At 45.1% G+C, this 24,982-nt stretch carries 23 protein-coding genes and 1 riboswitch; of the genes, 20 read left to right on the top strand and 3 right to left on the bottom strand.

Annotated features, from left to right (window positions below; all coding sequences use genetic code 11):
• Positions 1–288: 288 nt before the first annotated feature.
• From BLHYD_RS13445 to BLHYD_RS13415, 7 genes are all read left to right on the top strand, one after another.
• The gene (locus tag BLHYD_RS13445; protein ID WP_005950225.1) at positions 289–966 is read left to right on the top strand and encodes a response regulator transcription factor; all 678 of its coding nucleotides are present in this window, start codon (positions 289–291) and stop codon (positions 964–966) included.
• A 10-nt stretch (positions 967–976) separates the two neighbouring features.
• Positions 977–2,305 carry a sensor histidine kinase gene (locus tag BLHYD_RS13440; RefSeq protein WP_005950226.1) on the top strand — a complete coding sequence of 443 codons (1,329 nt, stop codon included), beginning with the start codon at positions 977–979 and terminating at the stop codon, positions 2,303–2,305.
• A 5-nt stretch (positions 2,306–2,310) separates the two neighbouring features.
• A complete protein-coding gene (locus BLHYD_RS13435) occupies positions 2,311–3,159 on the top strand; it encodes a patatin-like phospholipase family protein (protein ID WP_005950227.1) in 849 nt (282 codons plus the stop codon).
• A gap of 28 nt (positions 3,160–3,187) precedes the next feature.
• Positions 3,188–3,898, top strand: coding sequence for a hypothetical protein (locus BLHYD_RS13430; RefSeq protein WP_005950229.1), 711 nt, complete (start codon positions 3,188–3,190; stop codon positions 3,896–3,898).
• A gap of 214 nt (positions 3,899–4,112) precedes the next feature.
• Positions 4,113–5,912: an ABC-F family ATP-binding cassette domain-containing protein gene (locus BLHYD_RS13425; RefSeq protein WP_005950232.1), complete on the top strand. Its 1,800-nt coding sequence runs from the start codon at positions 4,113–4,115 to the stop codon at positions 5,910–5,912.
• Positions 5,913–5,916: 4 nt separating this feature from the next.
• The gene (locus tag BLHYD_RS13420) at positions 5,917–6,945 is read left to right on the top strand and encodes an NUDIX domain-containing protein (protein WP_005950234.1); all 1,029 of its coding nucleotides are present in this window, start codon (positions 5,917–5,919) and stop codon (positions 6,943–6,945) included.
• Between the two features lie 129 nt (positions 6,946–7,074).
• The gene (locus tag BLHYD_RS13415) at positions 7,075–8,448 is read left to right on the top strand and encodes an MATE family efflux transporter (RefSeq protein ID WP_005950236.1); all 1,374 of its coding nucleotides are present in this window, start codon (positions 7,075–7,077) and stop codon (positions 8,446–8,448) included.
• Positions 8,449–8,641: 193 nt separating this feature from the next.
• Here the strand turns inward: BLHYD_RS13415 and BLHYD_RS13410 are convergent, their stop codons facing one another.
• On the bottom strand, positions 8,642–9,286 hold the full coding sequence (locus tag BLHYD_RS13410) for a GntR family transcriptional regulator (protein WP_040350741.1): 645 nt from the start codon (positions 9,284–9,286) through the stop codon (positions 8,642–8,644).
• Positions 9,287–9,507: 221 nt separating this feature from the next.
• Between BLHYD_RS13410 and BLHYD_RS13405 the strand changes: the two genes are divergently transcribed.
• The 8 genes from BLHYD_RS13405 to BLHYD_RS13370 all read left to right on the top strand — a co-directional run bounded on the left by BLHYD_RS13405 (position 9,508) and on the right by BLHYD_RS13370 (position 19,078).
• Positions 9,508–11,457, top strand: a complete 1,950-nt coding sequence (locus BLHYD_RS13405; protein ID WP_021845102.1) for an FAD-dependent oxidoreductase — start codon at positions 9,508–9,510, stop codon at positions 11,455–11,457.
• A complete protein-coding gene (locus BLHYD_RS13400; protein ID WP_005950244.1) occupies positions 11,444–11,731 on the top strand; it encodes a 4Fe-4S dicluster domain-containing protein in 288 nt (95 codons plus the stop codon). The genes BLHYD_RS13405 and BLHYD_RS13400 overlap by 14 nt, the downstream gene beginning before the upstream one ends.
• Positions 11,732–11,815: 84 nt before the next feature.
• The gene (locus BLHYD_RS13395) at positions 11,816–12,802 is read left to right on the top strand and encodes a diaminopimelate dehydrogenase (RefSeq protein ID WP_005950246.1); all 987 of its coding nucleotides are present in this window, start codon (positions 11,816–11,818) and stop codon (positions 12,800–12,802) included.
• A 262-nt stretch (positions 12,803–13,064) separates the two neighbouring features.
• Positions 13,065–14,720 (top strand): N-acetylmuramoyl-L-alanine amidase family protein, encoded by a 1,656-nt coding sequence (locus BLHYD_RS13390; RefSeq protein WP_005950248.1) that lies wholly within the window; start codon positions 13,065–13,067, stop codon positions 14,718–14,720.
• 194 nt (positions 14,721–14,914) lie between these two features.
• Complete coding sequence (gene deoD / locus BLHYD_RS13385; RefSeq protein WP_040350742.1) at positions 14,915–15,616, top strand: purine-nucleoside phosphorylase; 702 nt, start codon at positions 14,915–14,917, stop codon at positions 15,614–15,616.
• 235 nt (positions 15,617–15,851) lie between these two features.
• Positions 15,852–17,207: a C40 family peptidase gene (locus BLHYD_RS13380; protein WP_260784527.1), complete on the top strand. Its 1,356-nt coding sequence runs from the start codon at positions 15,852–15,854 to the stop codon at positions 17,205–17,207.
• Positions 17,208–17,506: 299 nt separating this feature from the next.
• Positions 17,507–17,704, top strand: a riboswitch (cobalamin riboswitch).
• Between the two features lie 218 nt (positions 17,705–17,922).
• The gene (locus BLHYD_RS13375; RefSeq protein ID WP_040350744.1) at positions 17,923–18,216 is read left to right on the top strand and encodes a cysteine-rich small domain-containing protein; all 294 of its coding nucleotides are present in this window, start codon (positions 17,923–17,925) and stop codon (positions 18,214–18,216) included.
• Positions 18,217–18,247: 31 nt separating this feature from the next.
• The gene (locus BLHYD_RS13370) at positions 18,248–19,078 is read left to right on the top strand and encodes an MBL fold metallo-hydrolase (RefSeq protein ID WP_040350809.1); all 831 of its coding nucleotides are present in this window, start codon (positions 18,248–18,250) and stop codon (positions 19,076–19,078) included.
• Between the two features lie 229 nt (positions 19,079–19,307).
• Here the strand turns inward: BLHYD_RS13370 and BLHYD_RS13365 are convergent, their stop codons facing one another.
• A complete protein-coding gene (locus BLHYD_RS13365; RefSeq protein ID WP_005950260.1) occupies positions 19,308–19,853 on the bottom strand; it encodes a hypothetical protein in 546 nt (181 codons plus the stop codon).
• Positions 19,854–20,045: 192 nt separating this feature from the next.
• Between BLHYD_RS13365 and BLHYD_RS13360 the strand changes: the two genes are divergently transcribed.
• The 5 genes from BLHYD_RS13360 (at position 20,046) to BLHYD_RS13340 (ending at position 24,087) form a co-directional block, all read left to right on the top strand.
• The gene (locus BLHYD_RS13360; RefSeq protein WP_005950261.1) at positions 20,046–20,399 is read left to right on the top strand and encodes a heavy-metal-associated domain-containing protein; all 354 of its coding nucleotides are present in this window, start codon (positions 20,046–20,048) and stop codon (positions 20,397–20,399) included.
• 95 nt (positions 20,400–20,494) lie between these two features.
• Positions 20,495–20,680 carry a hypothetical protein gene (locus BLHYD_RS13355; protein ID WP_148391254.1) on the top strand — a complete coding sequence of 62 codons (186 nt, stop codon included), beginning with the start codon at positions 20,495–20,497 and terminating at the stop codon, positions 20,678–20,680.
• Between the two features lie 23 nt (positions 20,681–20,703).
• A complete protein-coding gene (locus BLHYD_RS13350) occupies positions 20,704–21,207 on the top strand; it encodes a hypothetical protein (RefSeq protein ID WP_155799567.1) in 504 nt (167 codons plus the stop codon).
• Between the two features lie 115 nt (positions 21,208–21,322).
• Positions 21,323–23,917 carry an ATP-dependent chaperone ClpB gene (gene clpB / locus BLHYD_RS13345; RefSeq protein ID WP_005950266.1) on the top strand — a complete coding sequence of 865 codons (2,595 nt, stop codon included), beginning with the start codon at positions 21,323–21,325 and terminating at the stop codon, positions 23,915–23,917.
• Complete coding sequence (locus tag BLHYD_RS13340) at positions 23,914–24,087, top strand: DUF4250 domain-containing protein (RefSeq protein ID WP_005950268.1); 174 nt, start codon at positions 23,914–23,916, stop codon at positions 24,085–24,087. The genes clpB and BLHYD_RS13340 overlap by 4 nt, the downstream gene beginning before the upstream one ends.
• Before the next feature lie 206 nt (positions 24,088–24,293).
• On the opposite strand, the gene BLHYD_RS13335 is transcribed toward BLHYD_RS13340, so the two are convergent.
• Positions 24,294–24,974 carry an RraA family protein gene (locus tag BLHYD_RS13335; protein WP_005950270.1) on the bottom strand — a complete coding sequence of 227 codons (681 nt, stop codon included), beginning with the start codon at positions 24,972–24,974 and terminating at the stop codon, positions 24,294–24,296.
• Positions 24,975–24,982: the final 8 nt, after the last annotated feature.

Genomic DNA, 24,982 nt, shown 5'->3' with positions numbered 1-24,982 from the left:
TAAAAAGGAATTCATTGGTGATACTTTACACGGATTTTACACGAATTTTACTTGAAATGGCTCGTTCCAGCTCAGGGTTCATGGTAAGATACCGTTGGAAAGGCGATGGATTCCTTTTTTCGTGTAATGGGAAAGACCTTGTCACGCTAATGCGAGAAAGTTCTGTCCTATTACACAAACACTCCGCTGTGGGTGCGCATTTGTACAAGAGGTAACTGCCGCAGGCGGCTGTGCTCGGCGTGCAAAGCGGAAAGGGGCCGCGAAAACAGAATAGAGAGGAAGAGAGATATGGCGTTGATTTATGTTGTGGAAGATGATAAAAATATTAGAGAGATAGAGAGTTTTGCATTGAAGAATGCGGGGTATGAAATTCAGGGCTTTGTCTGTGCAAAAGACTTTTATACAGCGATGTTGCGTCAGAAACCAGATCTGGCTCTTCTAGACGTTATGCTTCCGGATGAGGATGGCCTAGAAATTGTGAGGAAGCTGCGTAGTGACAGAATGACGAAACATATTCCAATTTTGATGGTGACGGCAAAGACGACGGAGATTGATAAGGTGAAGGGCCTGGATATGGGGGCAGATGATTATATGACGAAGCCTTTCGGGGTGATGGAATTGATTTCCAGGGTGAAAGCCTTGCTTCGGCGCAGTCAGATTATACCTGAGGAGGAAGTGATTCAGGTGGGGCCGGTCACGATGGATCAGAATAAGAGAAAGGTGAGTGCCTACGGGAAAGCATGTGAATTGACTTACAAGGAATATGAGCTCCTGCATCTTTTGATGCAGAATGCGGGGATTGTGATTTCTAGGGATGTAATTTTAAACCGTGTCTGGGGGACGGACTATGAAGGAGAATCCCGCACTATTGACATGCATATCAAGACTTTGCGAAAGAAGCTGAAGGAGGCGGGGGCGATGATTCAGACGGTGAGAAACGTGGGATATGTATTTAACGAGAATTAGAAGGTGTCAAATGAAAAGAAAAATTAATCTGCAATTTTTTGTGGTGGCTTTGGTGGCAGTGTTGGCTACTCTAGGTTTGGTGACAGCTGTATGTTACCAAGTGTTTCAGGCACAGGTTATGGAAGATTTGGAGGCCTATGGCCATGTCTTGAATAAGACGCTGCCTTTCGAGAATAATAAGACGGACGATACCTCATTTCAGGTAGATAATTTGAGGGTGACGGTGATTTCTAAGGACGGCGAAGTGACATATGACAGCGATGCCAATGAGGGAGAGATGGATAATCACGGCAGCAGACCGGAAATCGAGGATGCCTTTAAGACTGGTGAGGGAGAGGCAGTGCGCAGATCTCAGACCATGGATAAAAATACTTTTTATTATGCCCTGCGTATGGATAATGGGGATGTACTGCGGGTGGCTAGAGAGGCAGGCAGTATTTGGAAGATGATTAGTGAGGCTGTTCCGGCGCTGCTTGGCATTTGTCTAGGAATTTTGCTGCTATGTGTGATACTTGCCTACTTTCTGACGAGAAGCCTGATTTCACCGATTGAGGCTTTGGCGACAGATATGGATAGTTTGAGAGAAAAGAAGATCTACGATGAACTTAGGCCATTTGTGGAGACAATCAAAAAGCAGCATGAGGATATTTTACAGAATGCGAGGATAAGACAGGAGTTCACGGCGAATGTGTCACATGAGCTGAAGACACCTCTGACGGCGATTTCAGGCTACTCGGAACTGATTGAAAACCGGATGGCAGAAGGGGAGGCTGCCGTACGCTTTGCCAAAGAGATTCACCACAGCTCCAACCGTCTTTTGACATTGATTAATGATGTGATTCATCTGTCTGAGTTAGACAGCATGCAGCTCGAGGAGACAAAAGAGATGGTGGATCTCTACGAGGTTGCCAGATCATGTGTCGCTATGTTACAATTACAAGCAGAGAAACATCAAGTGAATTTGGCCCTATTAGGTGTGAGTTGTCAGGTGCTTTCCACCAGACAGAAAATGGAGGAGCTGGTATACAATCTCTGTGACAACGCGATACGTTATAATAATAAAGGCGGAAGCGTCTATGTGACAGTCAGGCCCAGCGGAAAGAAAGTGATTCTTTCGGTGAAAGATACCGGAATTGGAATACCAAAAGAACATCAGGAGAGAATCTTCGAGAGGTTTTACCGGGTGGACAAAAGCCGGTCCAAATCTACCGGTGGAACTGGATTGGGGCTGGCTATTGTCAAACATATTGTGGCTGGCAGCAATGCTTCCATGGAATTGGACAGTGAGGAAGGGAAAGGCACTGAGATTCGCGTGATTTTTTATTCAGAACAGGAGTGAGTGTGATGTACCAAGCTGGCTTGGTTTTGGAGGGCGGAGGAATGCGGGGACTGTTTACCGCAGGAGTCCTGGATTATTTCATCGACCTTGGCATGGAGTTTCAGGAAGTGTATGGGGTTTCGGCAGGGATTTGCAATGCGTGTAGTTATTTGTCCAAACAAAGGGGCAGATCTCTTAGAGTAAATACAGACTATCTGGAGGATCCTAGGTACTGTAGTGTGGAGAGTCTGATAAAGACCGGAGATCTGTTCGGAGCGGATATGCTTTACCGAATCATACCGGATGAGCTGGATCCGTATGATTACGAGACTTTTCAAAAGTATCCGGGGAAGGCGTATGCGGTAGTGACGAACTGTGAGACAGGGAAGGCAGAATATATGCGACTTCGCAGGATGGACAAGGACATACAGGCGGTGAGGGCCTCGAGTTCTATGCCGATGGTATCACGGATGGTGGAGATTGAGGGACAGCTATATTTGGACGGTGGAATCAGCGATTCTATTCCAGTCATCCAATCCATGAGAAATGGAAATGAGAAAAATGTGGTGGTTCTGACCAGAGACGCCACATACCGAAAGACTCCGTCTAGAGGGATGGCAGCCTTTCGGCTGCGTTACAAAAAATATCCAAATCTAATCAAGCAGATGGAATATCGCCATGTCCGGTATAATAAAACCCTGGAATTTATTGAAAAGGGTCGGAAAATGGGAAAAATTTTCGTGATTCAGCCGAAAAAACCCATCGAGATAGGGCGGGTTGAAAAGGATAAAGAAAAACTGAGGGAGCTGTATGAGGAGGGGTATGAAAGCGCCAGAGATTCTTATGAGGGGTTGATGGAGTTTTTAAAAAGATAATACGGCAAAATGAGAGAGGAGGAGGGCAGTGAACAGGGATAAAAAGACAGGGATTTTACTGGGGGCTGTAGCAGTCTTGCTCGTAATCGTAGTCGGTCTGGGTGTTTTTCTGATTGGGATGAAGCTCGGGCAGAAAAAAGGAGAGTCAAGGGATATTGCGGCGGCAGAGGATTTGCCTGTTCAGGAGGAGACTCCGGCGCTGACCAGAAAGCCTACAGCGGCGCCCACTGAAAAGCCGACACCGACGGCCGCTCCGACGAGTACACCGACCCAGGCGCCGACAGCAGTGCCGACCCAGCCAAGTTCGGTGTCTTCCGACAGTTACCGCATTGACGCAGGGCTTCGGGAATGGACGAGTCAGGGCTTGGTCTTTTTACAGGGGGATTATATTACCCTGTACGTCAATGCAGAAGACTACAATAATGGTCTGATAGGCTGGGAAGCCAATGCAGAAGGAGACAGTCTGAAGATCTATTACCCCAAAGCTCATGACTCTGGCCATGGGGGAACCGTCGTCACGCTGATGGCCTTTGACTGGGGGGAAAATGGGTATGAGAATTTTCCGAATTATAAGATTGCATGTCTGACGGAGAACAAGAAATATATCGCGATGTTTCCGACGGACGTACAGTACAATCCCAATGATTCCGTCCAGGCAGAGGAGTATGCCCGTCTGAGACAGTGGGCCTCTAATATTGACCAGGATAATTCCAGCAATCCGTTTAGTGCACATGAATGAGATTCTCTTTTGAAATCCGAAAGGAGCCGCCGGCAGAAGAAGGCTGCCTGATGTCTTTGAGCTTTACAGCCCAGAAGATATCAGGCAGTCTGTTTTGTGTAAAGGTAATTCATCGCAAAGCGGTGTTGCGGTAGCGCGCAAAGTGTAACGTTGACGTTCCGGTGGAAATCCGATATGATTATGAATGTTATCATGAATTAGAGGAGTGTCTTAGATGAATATATTAAATATAGAACATGTCCATAAAGTGTACGGTGAGAAAGTGATCTTCGATGATATTTCTCTTGGCATCCAGGAAGGGGAAAAGATCGGTATTATAGGTATCAATGGGACGGGAAAGTCCACGTTACTGAAAATAGTAGCAGGACAGGAAGAGCCGGATGAAGGACAGATTGTCCGTCAAAATGGACGGAGTATTGCCTATCTTCCTCAAAATCCCCGCTTTTTGCCCGGGGAGACCGTGATGTCTTATACACAGGAGGTGGATGAGAATTGGAGAGTGCAGAGTATTTTAAATAAACTGGGAATTACAGAGTATGGGGAGCTTTTGGAGAATTTGTCCGGAGGACAGAGGCGAAAAGTCGCGTTGGCAAAAGTTCTGGCATCGGACTTTGATATTTTGCTGCTGGATGAACCCACAAATCACTTGGATGACGAGATGATTTCTTGGTTGGAAGAATACTTAAAGGAGTTTAAAGGTGTTGTCTTGATGGTGACTCATGACCGGTATTTTTTGGACAAAGTCACAAATAAAATTTTGGAAATCAGCCATGGCCAGCTATACAGCTACAGTGCAAATTATTCCCAATTTTTGGAGCAGAAGGCGGAACGCGCGCAGATGGAATTGGCGTCAGAGAGAAAAAGGCAGAGCGTTCTTCGGATGGAGTTGGAATGGGCAAAAAGAGGCTGCCGTGCCAGATCGACGAAGCAAAGGGCGCGCTTAGAGCGTTTAGAGGCATTAAAAAACGCGAGAACTCCGGTGCAGGAACAAGCGGTGGAGCTGGATTCTGTGAGTACTCGGATGGGGAAGAAAACCATAGAACTGCATCATGTCAGCAAGAGATACGGCGAAAAAGTGATTGTGGAAGATTTTGACTATATTGTTTTGAGAAATCAGAGATTGGGAATTGTAGGGCCAAATGGCTGTGGGAAATCCACTCTGATGAAAATGATTGCGGGAATTGTACCGCCGGATGCAGGGGAAATCCAGGTGGGTGAGACTGTGAGGATTGGATATTTTGCACAGGAAGAACAGGATATGGATGACCGACAGAGGGTAATCGATTATGTCAAGGATATTGCCGAGTATATTGAGACTAGCGAGGGAAAAATCAGCGCCTCCCAGCTTTTAGAGAGGTTTCTTTTCACGCCAGATATGCAGTATTCCCCTATCGGAAAGCTCTCAGGGGGTGAAAAACGAAGACTCTATCTTTTGAGCGTGCTGTGTGGAAAGATCAATGTGCTGCTTTTGGATGAGCCGGGAAATAACTTGGATATTCCTACTTTGGCAGTTTTGGAAGATTATCTCAGCTTTTTTTCAGGAATTGTGATCACAGTCTCTCATGACCGTTATTTTTTGGACAATGTGGTGGACCGTATCTTTGAATTTGACGGGGAGGGGCACCTCACTCAATATGAGGGTGGTTACACGGACTACAAGGAGGCGAAGAGAAGACGGGAAAATCAGGCTCAGAGGGAGACATCCGCTCCCAAAGTAGAGAATCAGAAGAAAGCGACTGGAAAGGATTGGAAACAGAAGCGACCGGAAAAGTTAAGATTTACATTTAAAGAGAAAAAGGAATTTGAGACGATCGACGATGAGATTGCGAAACTGGAGGAGAAATTAGAAGAACTAGAGGAAAATATTCTGGCCAATGCCACAAATTCTGCAAAACTCTATGAGTTGACGACAGAAAAAGAAAAGACCGAGGCCAAACTGGAAGAAAAAATGGAACGCTGGGTCTATCTCAACGACCTGGCAGAACGAATAGAAGTACAAAGACAGGACGGATGAATTTATGAAAAAAAGTAATTTAACGACGTTGTGCTATCTGGAAAAGGATGGTTGCTATCTGATGATGCACAGAGTACGAAAGAAGCAGGACGTAAATGAGGGCAAGTGGATTGGTGTCGGAGGACATTTTGAATTAGGAGAAAGTCCGGAGGACTGTCTGTTGCGAGAGGTGAAAGAAGAGACGGGCCTGACACTGACTTCCTGGAAATTCCGTGGATTGGTGACCTTCACCCAGGAAGGCTTTGGCACGGAGTATATGTGTCTGTACACGGCAGAAGGATTTCAAGGAGAGATGACAGACTGTGAGGAAGGGTGTCTGGAATGGGTTCGTAAGGAACGACTGAATGAGTTAAACCTCTGGGACGGAGATGAGATCTTTTTGAATTATCTGGCCGAGGAAAGGCCGTTTTTCTCTTTGAAACTGGAATATCGCGGAAATCTTCTGCTAAAGGCAGAGCTGGATGGGCGAGAATTGGAGCTTTTTGAGGTCTTAAATGAGGACGGAAGTTCTGCCGGACGAATCAAAGAGAGATCTCTGGTTCACAGAGACGGAGACTGGCATGGGACAGTACATACTTGGATTGTGCGCAGGAGAGAGAATGAGTGGGAGCTCTTGTTTCAAAAGCGCTCTGAGCAAAAGGAATCTTTTCCGGGAAAATACGACATATCCTCTGCAGGGCACCGGCAGGCAGGAGAAGACGCGCTCGCTGCAGCAGTGAGGGAGTTGAGAGAAGAATTGGGACTGTGCGTGAAGCCAGAAGATTTGGAATTTCTTCGGCTTCGAAAAGGTGTGGTGCAAGAAAATTTTCATGGAAAACCTTACTATGACAGGGAAATTGCAAGTTTGTATCTCTATGAGAAACCTATGGATACGAAGAAGTTGGTTTTTCAGGATGGCGAGGTAGAGTCTGTCCATTGGGTGAGTCTGAAAGTCTGTAGGGAAGAGATTCTGGCAGGAGATTCCCGGTACTGTGTGCGGCCTGACGAGATTCAGATGATTTCTGAGGCCTTGGAGCAAAAAAAGCAGTGTTAGCAGTGAAGCTGGGCAGCATGGCAGGGGAGCTGTGGATTTGAAACTAGATACTTTTACCATATTGACAGAATATAAGAAGGCGACTTATAATATGAAGGAATATTTCATGGAAAGAAAAGGAAAAGAGCAGTGAGAAGAAGTGTGGATTTACTGGACGGCCCTATAGCCGGTTCTCTTGCTAAGTTGGCACTTCCAATTATGGGAACGTCCCTAATCCAGATGGCATATAATTTGACAGATATGATTTGGATTGGAAGAATCGGCAGCAATGCAGTGGCAGCAGTGGGAGTCTGCGGCATGTTTATGTGGCTTTCCAATGGAATCGCGGCGGTTCCGAGACTGGGAGCCCAGGTAAAAGTAGGGCAAACTTTAGGAGCAGGCCATGAGCAACGGGCAGTGGAATACACACAGACGGGAATTCAACTGGGGATATTTTTAGCTGCTCTGGTGACTTTGATTTATACATTTGGCAACGAAGGACTGATTGGATTCTTTAAGCTGAATCATGAAAGTGTGTCTAATGACGCGAGAATTTATCTGATTATCGTAGGTGCGGGAATGATTTTTACCTTTATGAATCAGATTTTTTCTGGACTTTTTACAGCTATGGGGAATAGTATCGTGACTTTTAAAGTTACGACAGTGGGATTGGCGATTAATTTCCTCCTAGACCCGGCACTCATTTTCGGAATAGGCCCGCTGCCCGCTTTGAAAGTGGCGGGAGCAGCCATAGCCACGGTGTTAGCACAGGCAATTGTATTTTTTCTCTATATGTTAGTAGTGATGGGGGACAGTAGGATTTTTCAGAAAGTGAGACTTTGGAAATTTGCTGGCTTCCGACATTATAAAGAAGTGATTCGGATTGGTTTTCCCGGCTCAATTCAGAATATTATATTTTCAGCTATCTCCATGATTATTGCCAGGCTGATCGCAGGCTGGGGAGACGCGGCTGTGGCTGTCCAGAAAGTAGGGAGCCAGATCGAGTCGATCTCCTGGATGACAGCCGATGGTTTTGCGTCGGCGGTAAACGCTTTTACAGCGCAAAATTTTGGAGCGGGAAAAAAGGAGAGAATTCGCCGAGGATATTATACTGCGGCTGGGATCATCACAGTGTGGGGAATTTGTACAAGTTTAGCTTTAATTTGTATTCCGCAGGTGTTTTTCCGAATTTTTATCACAGAGGCAGATATTTTGCCTATGGGTGTGGATTATCTGAGAATTATAGGATTTTCACAGTTGTTTATGTGTATGGAAATCACGTCAAGCGGAGCGTTTCAAGGACTTGGAAGACCGGTTTTTCCTGCGGCTACGGGAATTGTTCTGACAGTGGCTAGAATTCCGATGGCAGTTGCCTTGTCGGCTACGGTTTTGGGACTGAATGGAATTTGGTGGAGTATCAGCATTTCTAGTATCTTAAAAGGAATTTTGATTACTGTGGGGTTTGTGCTTTTGTTGCGCAGGTATATGAATCATACAGAGAAGTTTTATTCCAAAGACAGATGAGAGGCTTTTGGTGCGGCATTGGACCGCTTGTGGAGCTGACAAAAAATACATTCTAAATAAAAAGGACGCCGTGCCGTCCTCCGTCAAATCAGCTGATTCGCAGGTTTGATAGAGATGGCGCGGCGTTCTTTTATGTTATGGGAAATACTTTGCTACGATAATGCGAGAAAACTCTTTTCTAAAGCATAACTGTTTACAGAAGACATAAAGCCTGCGCTAAAGAATCTTGCAGATGGCTCTGCATTTTTTTTACTGCTCCCTCGATGTCACCGTTTAGAAAAGCGGAGGCAATTTTTTGGTGTTCCTCAAATACTTTTTCCCGGTTTTCCACTTCTCGTTCATAACGGTTCGAATAAATCGTAATCTGGCTGCGCATTTGAAGTGCCGAGGAACACAGCCGAGAATTATCGCAGTATTGATAAAAAACAAGGTGAAGGCCATCGGAACAGGAACGCCATTGCCTGATGTCAGAGGTATTCAGATATTTTTGGGTTTCTTCCAGATTCTGAATCAGGGCGCGACGAACTTCCTGCTGCTGGGGATAGTCTGATGCATAACGAATAGCGAGGGCATCTAAATCTCCCATAAAGGTAAATAATTCTTTTAAATCTTTGGCGTTTAAATCAATCACATTGACGCCGATATTGGAATAATATTGAAGGAGTCCATCTTTTTCCAGACGAGTCAAAGCGTCGCGGATGGGTGTGGAACTTACCTGAAAGCGTTCTTTTAGTGTATTGAGAGTTAGCTTCTCACCACAGGGAATTTTTTGAGTCAGAATATCGTTGCGAAGAATTTCGTAGATTTGTTCGGATAATGTGCTGCGGTTTAGAGCCATGGTCGTGCCACCTTTCAAAATGATAAAATGATTCTTGTTTATTGAAGGCATTATACCATAAAGGGGAAGTTCGTTCAACAGGCATTTTGCATTATATATTTTGCAAAATGTGTATTGCAAAACATATAGAAGTAGAGTAAAATAAAAAACAGTAAGAAGGCAGAGCATGTTTGACATCGCAAAAGGCCTCGGGAACGTGAGGCAAAAAAGGAGGAAAAGGTATGAAGACTTATCAATGGCCCTATCCTAATGAGGTGGGACAGGAGGAAGTGGCTGAATGTGACGTTCTGGTATTGGGAGGCGGTCTTGCAGGCTGTTTTGCGGCTATCGCCGCAGCCCAGAAAGGCAAGTCGGTCATTCTCGTGGAGAAGGGAGCTACGGAGAGAAGCGGGTCTGCAGGTACCGGAGTGGATCACTGGGAGTCAGCCTGCACGAACCCTTGTTCTCAGGTGACTCCTGAGGAAATCGCAGAGGCTTACGTGGAAGAACAGGATTATTACTCCAACGGAATCGCTCATTATATCACCTGTAGGGAAGGCTATGACCGAATGCTGGATGTAGAGTCCTACGGAGGAAAGATCAGAGATACGGAAGATGAGTTCAAGGGAGCCGAATTCAGAGATGATAAGACGAAGCTGATGTTTGCCTACGACTATAAGAATAAATTCACCTTGCGTATTTGGGGTTCTACGTTTAAGCCAGCTCTGAAAAAAGAGTTGGAGCGTGTCGGGGTGAGAATTTACGACCGCACAGAAGCGACCGCTCTGCTCACGAAGACAGTAGACGGAAAGAAACGTGGAATCGGTGCGATGGGGATGAACGTACATACGGGAAAGTTCTTGATTTTTAAGGCAAAGGCTACGATTTTGACCATGTCCAGACCAGCTAGAATCTGGCTGTTCAATTCCGATATGATGGGGCTTAGTGAGTTTCGTCCGCCACAGAGTATCGGAAGTGGCCATGCGATGGGATTCCGAGCTGGTATAGAATTTGCACTGATGGAGAAGTCTGTTCGTGGAGAGTTCTCGGCAGCAGGCAGGAGCTTTCCGCCATACGGAGCGGGAAATAACCATAATACCTGGTATGCAGCTACCATGGTGGATGCTAGAGGTGTGGAGATTCCTTATGTGGACAGGGATGGCAATGAGTTGAAGACGGTTTCAGAGCGTTATTATCCTGCAAAGGGGCAAAAATTCTTTTTGAAAGGTGGCGTGATTGACAATCCGAAATATGAGTTCAGAGGACCAGAGACTGTGGATTTTGAAGAACTGATGAAGAGAGGTTATCAATTGCCGTTCTATGCAGATTTAAGCCGTATGCCGGAATTTGAGCGGAAAGTGATCTGGGGGATGATGGTAGGAGAAGAAGGAAAGACCAAAATTCCGATTTTGAAAAACTATAACGACCGGGGCTTTGATCCTACGAAGCATATGCTTCAGTCTTATGGAACTGGCTGGCAGTCAGCAAGTTTTCTGGACCAGGAGAGGCAACTGTTCGGAGCTCCGGGCGGTATTCTCAATGACTGGGATATGAAGACGAATATTGATGGTATCTATGCAGCAGGAGATCAGCTTTTTGCATCAGACTGTGCAGGATTTGCCTGCTGTACGGGACATTATGCGGGAAGAAAAGCTGCGGATTACACAGACACCGTGCAGTTGGAAGACTATGATGCGGGGGAAGCCGATCGGGAGAGAGCACGTCTGTTTGCGCCTCTGTATCGGGAGGAAGGCATGGACTGGAGAGAGCTGAATATGGCGATCGCAAAGGCTATGCAAAACTACTGTGGTGGCGTGAAATGTGATGATCTTTTGAAGGAGGGGTTGGATTTGCTGGAAAGCTTTGAAAAAGATATCGTACCTCAGATTTCCTGCGAAAATCCTCATGAACTGATGAGAGCCCATGAAGTGTTTGACATTTTGGATGTAGCGAAACTGATTCTCCATGCCTGCATAGCAAGAAAATCCAGTTCAGCTCCTCTGTTTTTCCAAAGAAGTGATTATCCTCAGATGGATCCGGAAGAAGATAAGAGAATCATAACGATTCGTCAGGAGAATGGAAAGATTATAGAGGGAAGCGTGCCTCTGGGATATTTTGGAAATCTCAAAGAGGAATATGAGAAGAGAAACCAGGAGTATATCGAGGAGGTGGCTAGACGTGAAGAAAATTGATATGACAGTAACACCAGTGCCATGCAGTGTTCGTCCAATTCTGTTTGATGAGACACAGTGCATTGGCTGTAACCGCTGTGCAAAAGTGTGCCAGGTGGATATCTTGATTCCAAACCCTGAGAAGGGAAAGCCGCCGATTGTGGCTTATCCAGGGGAGTGTTATTACTGCGGAGCTTGCGTGATGTCATGTCCGAGGCAGGATGAGGGAGCGATTAAACTTCAACATCCACTGATGAACCGTGCGAAATTTGTTCCTACCAGACAGCCGGAATAAGGAGAAAAGTGGTTTGAATTGACAACTCCTGAGACATCCAGTACAATTTAAAAGAAAAAAGATGGATAAGCAGGAGGAAGAACTATGACTATTCGTATTGGTATCCTGGGCTATGGAAATTTAGGCCGAGGAATTGAGTGCGCAGTGAAGCATAACCCAGACATGGAGCTGAAAGCTGTATTTACCAGAAGAGAGCCGGCATCTTTAAAGATTTTGACAGAAGGAGTGCCAGTCTACTCGGTAAGCCAGATCGAGAATTTTAAAGATGAGATCGATGTGTTGGTTTTGTGCGGTGGCAGTGCTACGGATCTTCCAAGACAGACGCCGGAGTATGTAAAGTGGTTCCATGTGGTGGACAGTTTTGATACCCATGCAAAAATCCCGGAGCATTTTGCAGCAGTGGACAAAGCCGCAAGGGAGCATAATAAAGTAGCAATTATTTCCTGTGGATGGGACCCAGGAATGTTCTCCTTGAACCGCCTGTATGCCAACTGTATTCTTCCAGAGGGAAGAGATTATACATTCTGGGGCAAAGGAGTTAGCCAGGGCCATTCTGACGCAATCCGCAGAATTGACGGGGTAAAGGATGGAAAACAGTATACGATTCCGGTTCAGGAAGCTTTAGAGGCTGTCCGTAGAGGGGAGAATCCTGAGCTGACGACTCGTCAGAAACACAAAAGAGAGTGCTTTGTGGTGGCTGAGGAAGGTGCGGACTTAGCGCGGATTGAAAATGAGATCAAGACAATGCCGAACTACTTTGATGAATATGACACCACTGTGCATTTTATCACTGAGGAGGAGATGAAAAGAGATCACAGCGGAATTCCGCATGGCGGTTTTGTGATTCGCACGGGAAGTACAGGCTGGGAGGACGAGAATCATCATGTGATTGAATACAGCTTGAAATTGGATTCAAATCCTCAGTTTACTTCTTCTGTCATAGCGGCTTTTGCCAGAGCAGCATACCGTTTCAGCCAGGAGGGACAGTCAGGGTGTAAGACGGTATTTGATGTGCCTCCAGCTTATTTAAGCCCGAAGAGTGCGGAAGAGCTTCGTAGCCATTTGCTGTAATCTAGAGAGGATTCCGATACACAGATGGGATTTGGTATTTGAGGTAATTTTAGGAAAAATGTGAAAATCTAACAAAAAAGACCTTTGGTAATTTTCAATTATGTTGGAAATCTAACAAAGGTCTTTTTTTTATTGACACTTTGGTCCAGATCGGTCTATAATAAGATCACAGAAATGTAATACACTTGTAAAAACTTTAAAAAAAAGTACATAAAATCAAAAAGAAAATGAAAAGAATTTTGAAGAGGATGGAAAAAGTTTTATGGGAAAGCGAAAACGTAATTGGAAATTCTGGTGTCTGCTTTTACTGATGCTATTTTTCGCCGGCGGGGTAACTTTGCAGACGACGACATCAGAGGTACAGGCGGCCACGAAGACCAAGAGTGGTTGGGAGACTACGGCCAAGGGAAAGTACTATTACAAGAACGGAAAAGCTTGCACTGGCTGGCAGACTATAGGAAAGAAAAAGTATTATTTCAATCCTTCTACAAAGTTGATGACAACAGGATGTAAGTGGATCAGTGGCTATTGGTATTATTTTGGAACAGACGGAGCCATGAGGACCAATACCTGGGGAAAGAATGTCAGCGGCGGAAAAACTTACTATCTCTATTTTCAGTCTAATGGAAAAGCAGTGAAAAAAGCTTTTAAGACCATTGACGGTAAGACCTATTATTTCAGCAGCAGAAGCGTCATGGCGACTAATTGGTGGAATATCAACGGTTCCCGGTACTATTTTGGGACAGATGGTGTTCGTCACAGTGGATGGCTTTATCAGGGGGATAAAACCTACTGGTTCCACCAGAGTACTGGAAAGATGCGCACCGGTGAGGTAAAGAATGCAAAAGGTGATGCCAGATATTTTAGTAAAATGAAGGACACCTACGGAGAGATGGTAAAGGGCTGGGCCCAGTTTGGAAAGACAAAGTTCCGATATTATTACCAGAAGACCGGTATCCGAGTGATGAAAGGCTATTTGAAAATTGACGGTGATTATTACTACATAAAGAATGGTTACCGTGTATTTGACTGTTGGATGAAGAATGGAAAAGGTGAGAGACGCTATTTCTTCAGCGATGGTGTGATGGCAACCGGAAAGCAGACGATAGACGGAAAAAAATATGAGTTTTCCAGTAATGGAGTGTTGATTAAGGAGCCGTCGGAAGGTTCAGCAGAGCAACCTACTTCTTCCAAGACGGTGAAGAATTATCTGCTAAATGCTTTGAAGCCGGTAGGTTCCACCTTGTATGTATGGGGTGGCGGATGGGCTCAGCCCACGGTCACATACAAAGGACTGTATCCGAAATGGAAACAGTGGTATGACGCAAATTCAGGTTCCTATGACTATAATGATTATCGAGATTTGAGTGTGGCTACCAGAGCAAAAGGACTGGATTGTTCGGGCTTTGTAGCCTGGTCTACCTACAACGTCATGCAGACGAAGAGTGGTGTTGGGGCAGGATATGCTACCAGTGCAGACTCAGTGGCAGCGACTTACGCTGGTTTTGGATGGGGAACCAAACGGACGCAGGCGACCTTGAAAAAGAATAATTACCGTGGCCAGTTTAAGGCTGGGGATGTGGCCAGCAGTCCGGGACATGCATGGATCGTGTTAGGACAATGTGATGATGGCAGTTATGTGATCGTCCATTCTACGCCTCCATGCGTACAGATTGCGGGAACGCCTACTCCTTCAGGCAATTACAGCAGCGAGGCGATTTCACTCGCTAGGAAATATATGAAAAAATATTATTCAAGTACTGTAAATAAATTTGGACTGGGCAGTTCTACAGGTTACGCTACCTATTTCAGCGGATGTAACACGATGCGTTGGAAGAGTTCTGTACTGTCTGATCCAGATGGATATCTAAGCATGGATGCTGCCGAGATTCTAGCTGATTTGTTTGGAGAAGTATAAAGGTGGCAGACGCAGAAGAGAGTGGCAAGGGAGAAACAATGGCGTGCCGCTGCAAAAGAGTCTTTCTTTTGCAGCGGTATTTTTGTATAATGGAGACAGATACTTTCAGCGAATAAAGGCACGAAAGACATTCTTTGAGGAGTGCATGTGTTTTTGTAAGCTGGGGAGAAAGAGAGAGTCAGGAGGTAATGGAAATGGAAATGACACCGACGCCGCACAACGGAGCCAGACTGGGAGAGATAGCCAAAACTGTGCTGATGCCTGGAGATCCGCTTCGGGCAAAAGTGATAGCGGAGACTTACTTGGAAAATCCCATCTGCTTTAATACTGTAAGAAATATGTTTGGATATACAGGTACCTATCATGGTAAGGAGATCTCTGTCATGGGAAGCGGTATGGGAATGCCTTCTATTGGCATCTATTCCTATGAGCTGTTTCACTTTTATGATGTGGATAAGATCATTCGAATTGGTTCTGCCGGTGGAATTCAGGATGATCTGAGAGTGATGGATGTGGTCGTAGGTCTGGGGGCATGCACAGACTCCAATTATGCTCATCAGTATCAGCTTCCGGGAACCTTTGCGCCGATTGCCAGCTATGAGCTGGTGGAAAAGGCTGTGGACGTGGCGAGGAGACAAGGGACGCCTGTGCATGTGGGAAATATTCTTTCTAGCGATGTTTTTTACAATGAAGTGAGCAGTGAGCAGTGGAAGAAGATGGGAGTTTTATGTGTTGAAATGGAAGCGGCTGCTCTCTATATGAATGCGGCCAGAGCAGGAAAACAGGCCCTGTGTCTGTTGACAATCTCAGACCATCTGTACCGGAAGGAATCCCTAAGCGCGAAGGAAAGGCAGGAGAGCTTTCATAGTATGATGAAGATTGCATTGGAACTGTGAATATATGCTGAGAATCTGAAAACATAGTGTTAAGCTTGATAGATTTTGGCCCTTCATATCGAAACATCTCCCGGAATAATATAAAATAAACGCAACGAAATTGTTACAAAGTTTTTAAAAAAATTAATTTTAGGCTTGCATCCTTTGTAATATTGTGTTAATATGTAGGAGAAGTAAAGAAAATGTTACGGATATATTAAATATCCGTCCAGAAAATTTACGAAGGGTGTGAATTATGAAAAAAAGAATTGTGTGCTTAACATTGGCACTCTTAATAAGTGCAAGTCAGGTGATGACTGTTAGTGCATCACGAGAAGAAGAATTAAGAGAAGAAGCGGCATATACTAGCAGTCAGCTGGATGCTACATACAGTTATATTAATGATTTGGGAGCTCAGATCGAATCACTGAATGCGGAGATTGCGTCTTTGGATCAGGATTTAGTAAATACAATGGTTAATATTGAGGTTTTGAATACGGATATTTCCAATAAGGAAGCAGAGATTCAAAAGACCAGAAAGAATTTAAAGAGAGCAAAGGCTAACAAAGAGAAGCAGTACGAGGCGATGAAGCTCAGAATTCAGTATCTGTATGAGAATGGCGGAAGCAATGCCTGGTATAACCTGATGTTGGATTCTAATGATCTGTCTGAGTTATTGAACAAGGCTGAGTATACTCAGAAGATGTATAAATATGACCGTGACGCTTTAAATAAATATGTGGAGACGATCAAGGAGATCAAAACTCTGGGCGTGCAGTTGAATGGAGAGAAAGCTGAGCTGGAAGACATGAAGGCTGAGCAGGAGGCAAATCAGGCGAACCTGGAAGTACAGATTAGTGAGAAACAGAGTGCGGCTAACAATGCAAGCAATGAGATTGCTTATGCACAACAGCAGGCCAATGAATATGCAGCCTTGTTGGAAGAACAGACGGCAGAGATTCAGAGACTGGAAGCTGAGAGGATTGCCGCTGAGGAAGAGGCGAGACGTCAGGCAGAAGCGGAAGCTGCGGCTGCTGCAGCTGCTGCCGAGGAGGCAAATAATCAGGAAGAAGATACTGATGCTGAGGATGCAGACGGTGAAGAAGATTACACAGAAGAAGATGGCACTTATGAGGAGGATGGCTCTGAGGATGTGGTTACTGATGAGTATGGAAATGTCATCGATGAGGACAACACTGTGGAGGACACAGACTACAGTGAGTCAGGCAGTACAGATTCTTCTGTAAGTTATTCTGGAAGTGGTTCATCGGTAGCTGACTATGCTACACAGTTTGTGGGAAATCCTTATGTATACGGTGGAACAAGCCTTACAAATGGAGCTGACTGTTCAGGTTTTGTTCAGAGTGTGTATGCAAATTTTGGAGTGAGTCTTCCGAGAACTTCCTATGACCAGATGAACGTGGGAACAGAGGTTTCTTACTCAGAGGCACAGCCAGGAGACTTGATCTGCTACGGCGGACATGTGGCAATTTATCTTGGAGGTGGCAGGATTGTTCACGCATCCAATAGTGCTCCATATCCAGCAGGTGGTATCAAGATTAGTGACAATGCGGCTTACCGTACAATTCTTTCAGTAAGAAGAGTTATGTAATTGAGTTGAGAGTCCGCTGCAAGATAGTTCAAGGCTATTTTGCAGCGGCTTTTTACTGTGTGAGCACACAGGCGTATGCGCCGGAGTGTGAATGCCTGTTAGGATTGCGGGAGTGCGATGCACGGAGCAATCTGTAGCTTATACTTTTTGGAGGTGCTGCCGATAGGCGGCAAGAGGGCTCGTATGCTGGGTAAGCCCCTTGTCACACTATATGGTTGAACTGTTACAATATTTGTAGGAAATTCGGCAATAGCACTTGACATTGGTGTACCACAATGCTATAATACACCCTGTATAATTCCATAATGAACATATTAAGTGCCAGCCATTTATTGTGGGAATGGATGGAAAAGGGAATCAGGTGAGATGCCTGAGCGATCCGGTCACTGTATCAGAGGAGTGAAGTCTCGAGAATCCATTGTGCGCAGTGCGCATGAGAAGGAGAGACAGAGCGATGAGCCTGGAGCCAGGAAACCTGCTTAGTATGGCGAGGTGAAGCTTCCGTGTAAAGTGTAACAGCCACTTCTGAGATAATCCGCAATCTCAGATGCGTATCTGTAAGAACAGATGCTTTTTATGGAATCCGCCTGTTCATATGAATTATGCATGATTAAATGGCAGGCGATTTACTCTGGTCATTCGTTCCCTCCGCGCACTCATGAACGAACTGTCTAGCGCTGGAGTAAATCGCACCCCCCTTAAAGAGGAGTTCACAATGAAAGAGAAGAAAGAGTTTTGGGAGGACAAGGAGTTCTCTTTTTTTTGTCACAAAAATTGCGAGTACTTTCCGTGCCATGAGACAAAGGACCTTGAGAATTTTAATTGTCTGTTCTGTTATTGTCCTCTGTATGCGTTAGGAGATAAATGCGGTGGCAATTTCAGAATATTAGACGGAGGGATTAAGGATTGTTCTAAGTGCATGTTACCTCATAGGCGGGAAAATTATGGATATGTGACGGGTAAATATCATGAGATCATGGAGCTAGTGAAAAAGAATCAGAAGAAATAGTACAAAGAAGTCTGTGGAAATGGAGAAGAAAATGAAAATAACGGTTTTGATGGAAAATACAGCGGTATCAGAGAGGTATCTGTGCCGCCATGGACTTAGTTTATATATAGAGACTCAGAGGCATAAGGTTTTGTTTGATATGGGACCAGATGCCTCTTTTTTGGAAAATGCAAAGAGGCTGGGAGTGGATATCAGCCAGGTGGATGTGGCTTTTTTATCCCACGGACATTATGACCACGGAGGCGGACTGAGTGCATTTTTACAGGAGAATTCCAGAGCAGATGTTCATGTGCAGGCCGGAGTGTTTGGAAAATATTATGCCCACGATGCTCATCCTAAGAGAATCCGCTATATAGGGCTGGATTCAGCCCTGAGGGATCATTCCAGGTTGGTTGTACACAGAGGTGGCTACCGTCTGGATGAAGAATTGGAAGTGTTCTCAGGAGTGAGAGGAAGAATCTGTGCATCTCCGGCCAATGACAATCTTTACTGGGAAAAGGATGGAAAAGAAGAACTTGATACTTTCGAACATGAACAGAATCTTTTGGTACATCAGGAGGCTGGAAGAGTATTGGTCTGCGGTTGCGCTCATAACGGTATCGTAAATATTCTGAGTAAGGCAGAAGAGCTGCCAGGGGGCCCTCTGACACAGGTAATCGGCGGTCTTCATCTGAATAATATTTATGAGGAAGATGAAAAGAAACGCTGTGAATTCTACCAGAAGTTGGCATCCCATCTGATGTGCAGGCCTTGTGAGTACTATACTTGCCACTGTACGGGAGTCAAAGCCTATGAAGAGCTAAAGAAGCTGCTGGGGGAACAGATTCACTATCTGTCGGCAGGCGCTGAGAAGTCTCTGTGACTTTGTACATGGAGGGGAGCGGGTGGAAAATTAAAATTGATGAGCGTTCCCAGAGTGGAGGAGAGGAAAAAGACAAAACCAGACGAGTGTATCGTCTGGTTTTGTCTTTAACTTGTTTGAGGGGGGAGATAGAGAGTGGTTATTCATCTATCCAAGTAATACTATACAATATAAATGTGAGCAAATTATGGAAAATTCCTAAAGGTTTTGGGAAAATCATAAACAAATTCTAAATAACAGGTTTATTATAGGGATTCACTTCGGTTTGTGTACGGTACCAAAAGAGAAATTCCTCGAGATTTTGTTCTTTGACAAAACTGTTACTGTGTAAAATAGAATCTACAACCTGATAGTCAGCGTTAGAGATAGAGTCCAGGCCGCCTCTCTTGACTGGTGCAGCCAGCTTTTTTGCCATCAAGTTTAGAATAAGTTTTTGAGAGATGGAAAGCTTTTCCCGCCGAATACCGCCTCTAAGATAGAAGACAGGCAAATCCATGAGGTCGTTGTACTGGTGAAGCAAAGCGATAAAACCTGGAGTAGGGGAGAGGATTCCCACAGTGATGACGGCTTCGATGCGAAGGTATTTCTGAGCTTTTTCTAGGCCGCGTATCCTCTTGTCACAGATCCATCCCATGTAGATGACTTCTATACCGGGAGAGAAGGTTTTTTTCATTTTTCCAGCAGGGCAAGATGGAAGGTTCAGTTTCTTGGAAAGCATTTGAGCATATTTTTCCGTAAATCCCGTGTTGGATTCGTAAATAATTGCCTCTATCATTTGTACTCCTTTGCAGCTTATGTAAAATTCTGTCTATATTGTAACGGAAAGGAAAAAAGAAAGCAAGGGCGGAATCGAAAGGAGGCGTCACAATGGTTAAGAGGAAGGGATTGACAGGGAAATTTGATGTGATAAAATAGGGACAGAAAAGGAGTTAGAAATAGCTAACACATAAGAAGGGAGGGAGATGAGATGTTTACCAATATTGTCATTGTGGTTGTGTTGGCCGTGGTAATTTTGGCAGGGCTAAGAGGTTCTTTCAAACATCTTCGAGGGGAAGGAAGCTGCTGTGGAGGGGAAAGCACGGTTAAACCGAAAAAGAAGAAGCTGACAGGGCAGATTGTGAACCAAAAGGAGATTCGTATCGAGGGAATGCGCTGTGTTAATTGCCAGAATCGGGTGACGGAGGCTTTGAATGAGATTGAAGGCCTGTCGGCGAAGGTCAGTTATAAAAGAAAAAATGCTCAGCTTAAGATGGAGCGGCAGGTCTCAGACGAGGAGATCAAAAAAGCAGTGGAACATGCAGGATATAAAGTGGTAGCTTAAAGTTGCTCGATTACAGGTGTCGTCTTCACAGCAAGAGTATGCTGTGAGGACGGCATTTTTTCGTATGGCTGAGGATATTCCCGCGAGGCCTTTCATTGTATGTCGGTGTAGTGACAGCGAGTAAAGTAGGTGTCACTTCCTTAAAATGGCGGGGAACTAATCTGTGGGATTTGGCCTGGAAAAAGACGGAGAAATATTATATGATTGGGAAGAAAGAGCTAAAACGTCAGTTATGGAGAAAAATAATACGGAAGAATGGAGAAAACGAGCGTTTGGCTTAGAAAAAAAGAAAGGCAGAAAAGATATGAGGAAAATTTTACAGTTAACATTTATTTTCATTTTTTTGCTAGGAACTTTAGCAGGATGTACTAAGAAACAGGAAGAAATTAAAGAAGTGTCAAATCCTATGAAAGAAGTGGAGGGTAATCAAGCCTTCCGGGAAGTTGGCGCGTATATTGAAGTGCCGGCAGGAGCGCAGGACAGCAAGTATTATATCGTTGATAAGAAAATCGCAGAGATAATTTTTGTGTTCAATGACGCAGAATACAGCTATCGTTCTTCAAACAAGACGGAGGATTTGGAAGGAGAAACTGCTAAGCTGGAAGAAGACCAGAGTCGGACAGTTCAGGGGAATAAAGACCAGGAGGCCACAGTACAGACAGATGTACAGGGTGGGCAACTAGCGCTTTGGCAGTATGAAGACAATTCTTATAGTTTGTATACGGAGGATGAGGTTCCGACAGAAGTCTTCGATTCTCTGTGTCGGGAATTGATGACAGATTCTATATCTCAGCAAGCAGGTGTCTGAAATAAAAGAATTAGCACTCATCTATTGACAGTGCTAACAAAAGGTGTTATAGTCTCAATAGAACAAAAGGAGAATTCTGATATTGTATTTGAGGATAGATTAGGAGGCGATTTGTATGAATATCAGTAAATTCACACAGAAATCTCTTCAGGCAGTGCAAAATTTAGAGAAGACCGCCTATGAATTTGGAAATCAGGAGGTGGAACAGGAACATCTGCTGTATAACCTTCTTCATCAGGAGGATAGCTTGATTCTAAAGCTGATTGAAAAGATGGAGATACAAAAAGAGCATTTTCTGAATACCGTGGACAATGCATTGAATGCTAGAACCAAGGTGTCGGGTGGACAGCTGTACATTGGGCAGGATTTGAACAAAGTATTGGTAAGCGCTGAGGATGAGGCAAAGGCTATGGGGGATTCCTATGTTTCCGTGGAGCACCTTTTCTTGGCATTGCTGAAGTATCCCAATACAGGGATTAAAAAAATATTCAAAGAATACGGGATTACGAGGGAGCGTTTTTTGCAGGCTCTCAGCACGGTAAGGGGCAACCAGCAGGTCACTACCGATAATCCAGAAGCTACCTATGACACGTTGAATAAGTATGGTCAGGATTTGGTGGAGAAAGCCCGGGAACAGAAGCTAGACCCGGTGATTGGCAGGGACGCGGAGATTCGCAACGTAATTCGGATTCTTTCTAGGAAGACGAAGAATAACCCGGTTTTAATCGGTGAGCCTGGAGTGGGAAAAACAGCGGCGGTAGAAGGACTCGCCCAGCGTATTGTACGGGGAGACGTGCCAGAAGGGCTGAAGGACAAAAAGATTTTTGCCCTGGACATGGGAGCTCTGGTGGCTGGAGCCAAATACCGGGGAGAATTTGAAGAACGGTTGAAAGCCGTTTTGGAAGAAGTAAGAAAGAGTGAAGGGCAGATTATTCTATTTATTGATGAACTTCATCTGATTGTAGGAGCAGGAAAGACAGAAGGGGCCATGGATGCGGGAAATATGTTAAAGCCGATGCTGGCGCGAGGAGAACTACACTGTATCGGTGCCACTACGCTGGATGAGTACCGCCAGTACATCGAGAAAGACGCGGCTTTGGAGAGAAGATTTCAGCCTGTTCTGGTGGATGAGCCGAGTGTGGAAGATACGATCTCGATTTTAAGAGGTCTGAAAGAGCGCTATGAGGTGTATCACGGTGTAAAGATTACCGATGGGGCATTGGTGGCGGCAGCTACGTTGTCCCAGAGGTATATCACAGACCGTTTTCTACCGGATAAGGCTATCGACTTGGTGGATGAAGCTTGCGCCTTGATTAAGACGGAGCTGGATTCTATGCCGACAGAGCTAGATGAGATGCGCCGGAAGATCATGCAACTGGAAATCGAGGAGGCTGCGCTGAAAAAGGAGACGGACAGTCTGAGCAAAGAGCGTTTGGAGAACCTTCAAAGGGAGCTGGCTGAGCGAAGGGATGAGTTCAATGGAAGAAAAGCTCAGTGGGATAATGAAAAGCATTCTGTGGAAAAGCTCCAGAAGCTGAGAGAGCAGATTGAAGATCTGAACAAACAGATTAAGCAAGCAGAGCAAAGCTATGACCTGGAGAAAATGGCGGAATTGCAGTATGGGGAGCTGCCGAGATTACAGAAAACTTTGGAGATTGAGGAGCAGAAGATCAAAAATACAGATCTAAGCTTGGTTCATGAAAGTGTGACAGACGATGAGATCGCGCGTATTATCTCCCGCTGGACAGGGATTCCAGTGGCAAAACTGACAGAGGGAGAGCGGACGAAAATTCTGGGCCTGGAAGCTCAGCTTCACAAGAGAGTGGTCGGACAGGATGAAGGTGTCAGGAGAGTGACCGACGCGATTTTGAGATCTAAGGCTGGCATCAAAGACCCTACGAAGCCCATCGGTTCTTTTCTGTTTCTGGGTCCAACCGGAGTCGGCAAGACGGAGCTTGCGAAGACGCTTGCAGAAACTTTGTTTGACGACGAGAATAATATCGTTCGCATTGATATGAGTGAGTACATGGAGAAATATTCTGTCTCCCGGCTGATAGGAGCTCCTCCCGGATATGTAGGGTACGAGGAGGGTGGTCAGTTGACGGAGGCTGTGCGTCGGAAGCCTTACAGTGTTGTTCTCTTTGACGAGATTGAAAAGGCTCATCCAGATGTGTTTAACGTGCTTTTGCAAGTGTTGGATGATGGGCGCATTACAGATTCCCAGGGAAGGACCGTGGATTTTAAGAATACGATCCTGATTATGACATCGAATATCGGATCGACTTATTTGCTAGAAGGTATTCAGGAAGATGGAGAGATCAGTTCGGACTGTGAAAAACTGGTGATGGGAGAGTTAAGAGGACATTTTCGTCCGGAGTTTCTAAATCGTCTGGATGAGATTATCCTTTTTAAACCGTTGACAAAAGAAAATATTGGACGTATTGTAGATCTGATGGTCAAAGATCTGAGCTGCCGTCTAGCGGACCAGGAGCTGGCACTGGAGCTTACCGATAAAGCGAAGGCTTATGTGGTAGATCATGGCTATGATCCGGTGTATGGTGCGCGTCCTTTGAAACGTTATCTGCAAAAGCATGTGGAAACTTTGGCGGCAAAATGCATCTTAGGTGGAAATGTGCACGCAGGTGATGTAATTGTGCTGGATGTGGAAAATGACCAGTTTATCACTAGAATAAAGGAAGGTACGAGATGATTCCAAGGGACCCAGTGATGCTGTTGAGTTATGTAAACACGCAGCTTCGAGATTACTATGAATCTCTAGAGGCACTCTGTTCATGCCGAGGGATTCAAAAAGAAGATTTGCTGAAGAAAATGGAACAGATTGATTATCACTATAGTGAAGAGCAGAACCAATTTATCTGAAGAAAAAGATGGGCAGCCCCGGCGTTCCTTCAAGAAGACGCCGGGGCTGTTTGATGTTGCAATGTGCGCATCCATAGCGGAGTGTTTATATAATAAGAAAGAACTTTTGTACATTAGTGTGATAAGATCTTTTCTATTATATAAGAAAAATAGATATGGCTGCACTGGCAGCCATATCTATTTCATAGGAAGAAATCTAGTCGTGACTAGAAGATTTCACAATTTAGTTCTTTTAATTTTGCGTCCAGCCAAGGCTTAGACAGGCCTTTTCCACTCTCGATGTCTGCTTTCTGCTGGGTTTCCATGTCGAAAACTGCTTTTGCTTTTTCTTGAAGTTCGGCGGCTTCTTCTGGTTTGACAACCAGAAGACCATCCTGATCTCCGATTAAGATATCTCCAGGTCTGATTACCTGGCCACAGACAGAGACTGGCACGTTAATTTCGCCAGGTCCGTTTTTGTACGGCCCGTTGGGGGTGACACCTTTTGCATAAACCGGGAAGGTCTCAAAGGTGGAGATCTCGTCGATATCACGGATACATCCGTCGATGACGAAGCCGTTCAGCCCGGCTTTCATGGCTGTGTGGCTCATGATTTCACCGCAAAGGGCCCGGTGCATGCTGCCGCCGGCGGCGATTACCAGGATATCTCCAGGCTGCGCCAATTCCAATGCTTTGTGGAACATCAGATTGTCTCCCTCTGGACAGTGGACTGTGAAGGCAGTTCCTAGCATGGGGGAGTGGTTCATAGCCTTCAGACTACTGTCGCAGCAGGCGATTCTTCCCATGCAGTCGTCGATGTTTGCAACAGGAAGTCCACGGAATCCCTCGATCAAAGATTTTTCGGGACGGTTAATTTTTGTATAAATTCGGCATCCTACATTTGCCATGATAATTC

Origin of the sequence: Blautia hydrogenotrophica DSM 10507, from assembly GCF_034356035.1 — a bacterium.
GTDB lineage: Bacteria > Bacillota > Clostridia > Lachnospirales > Lachnospiraceae > Blautia_A > Blautia_A hydrogenotrophica.
This window is presented reverse-complemented; position numbering and strand designations above follow the sequence as displayed.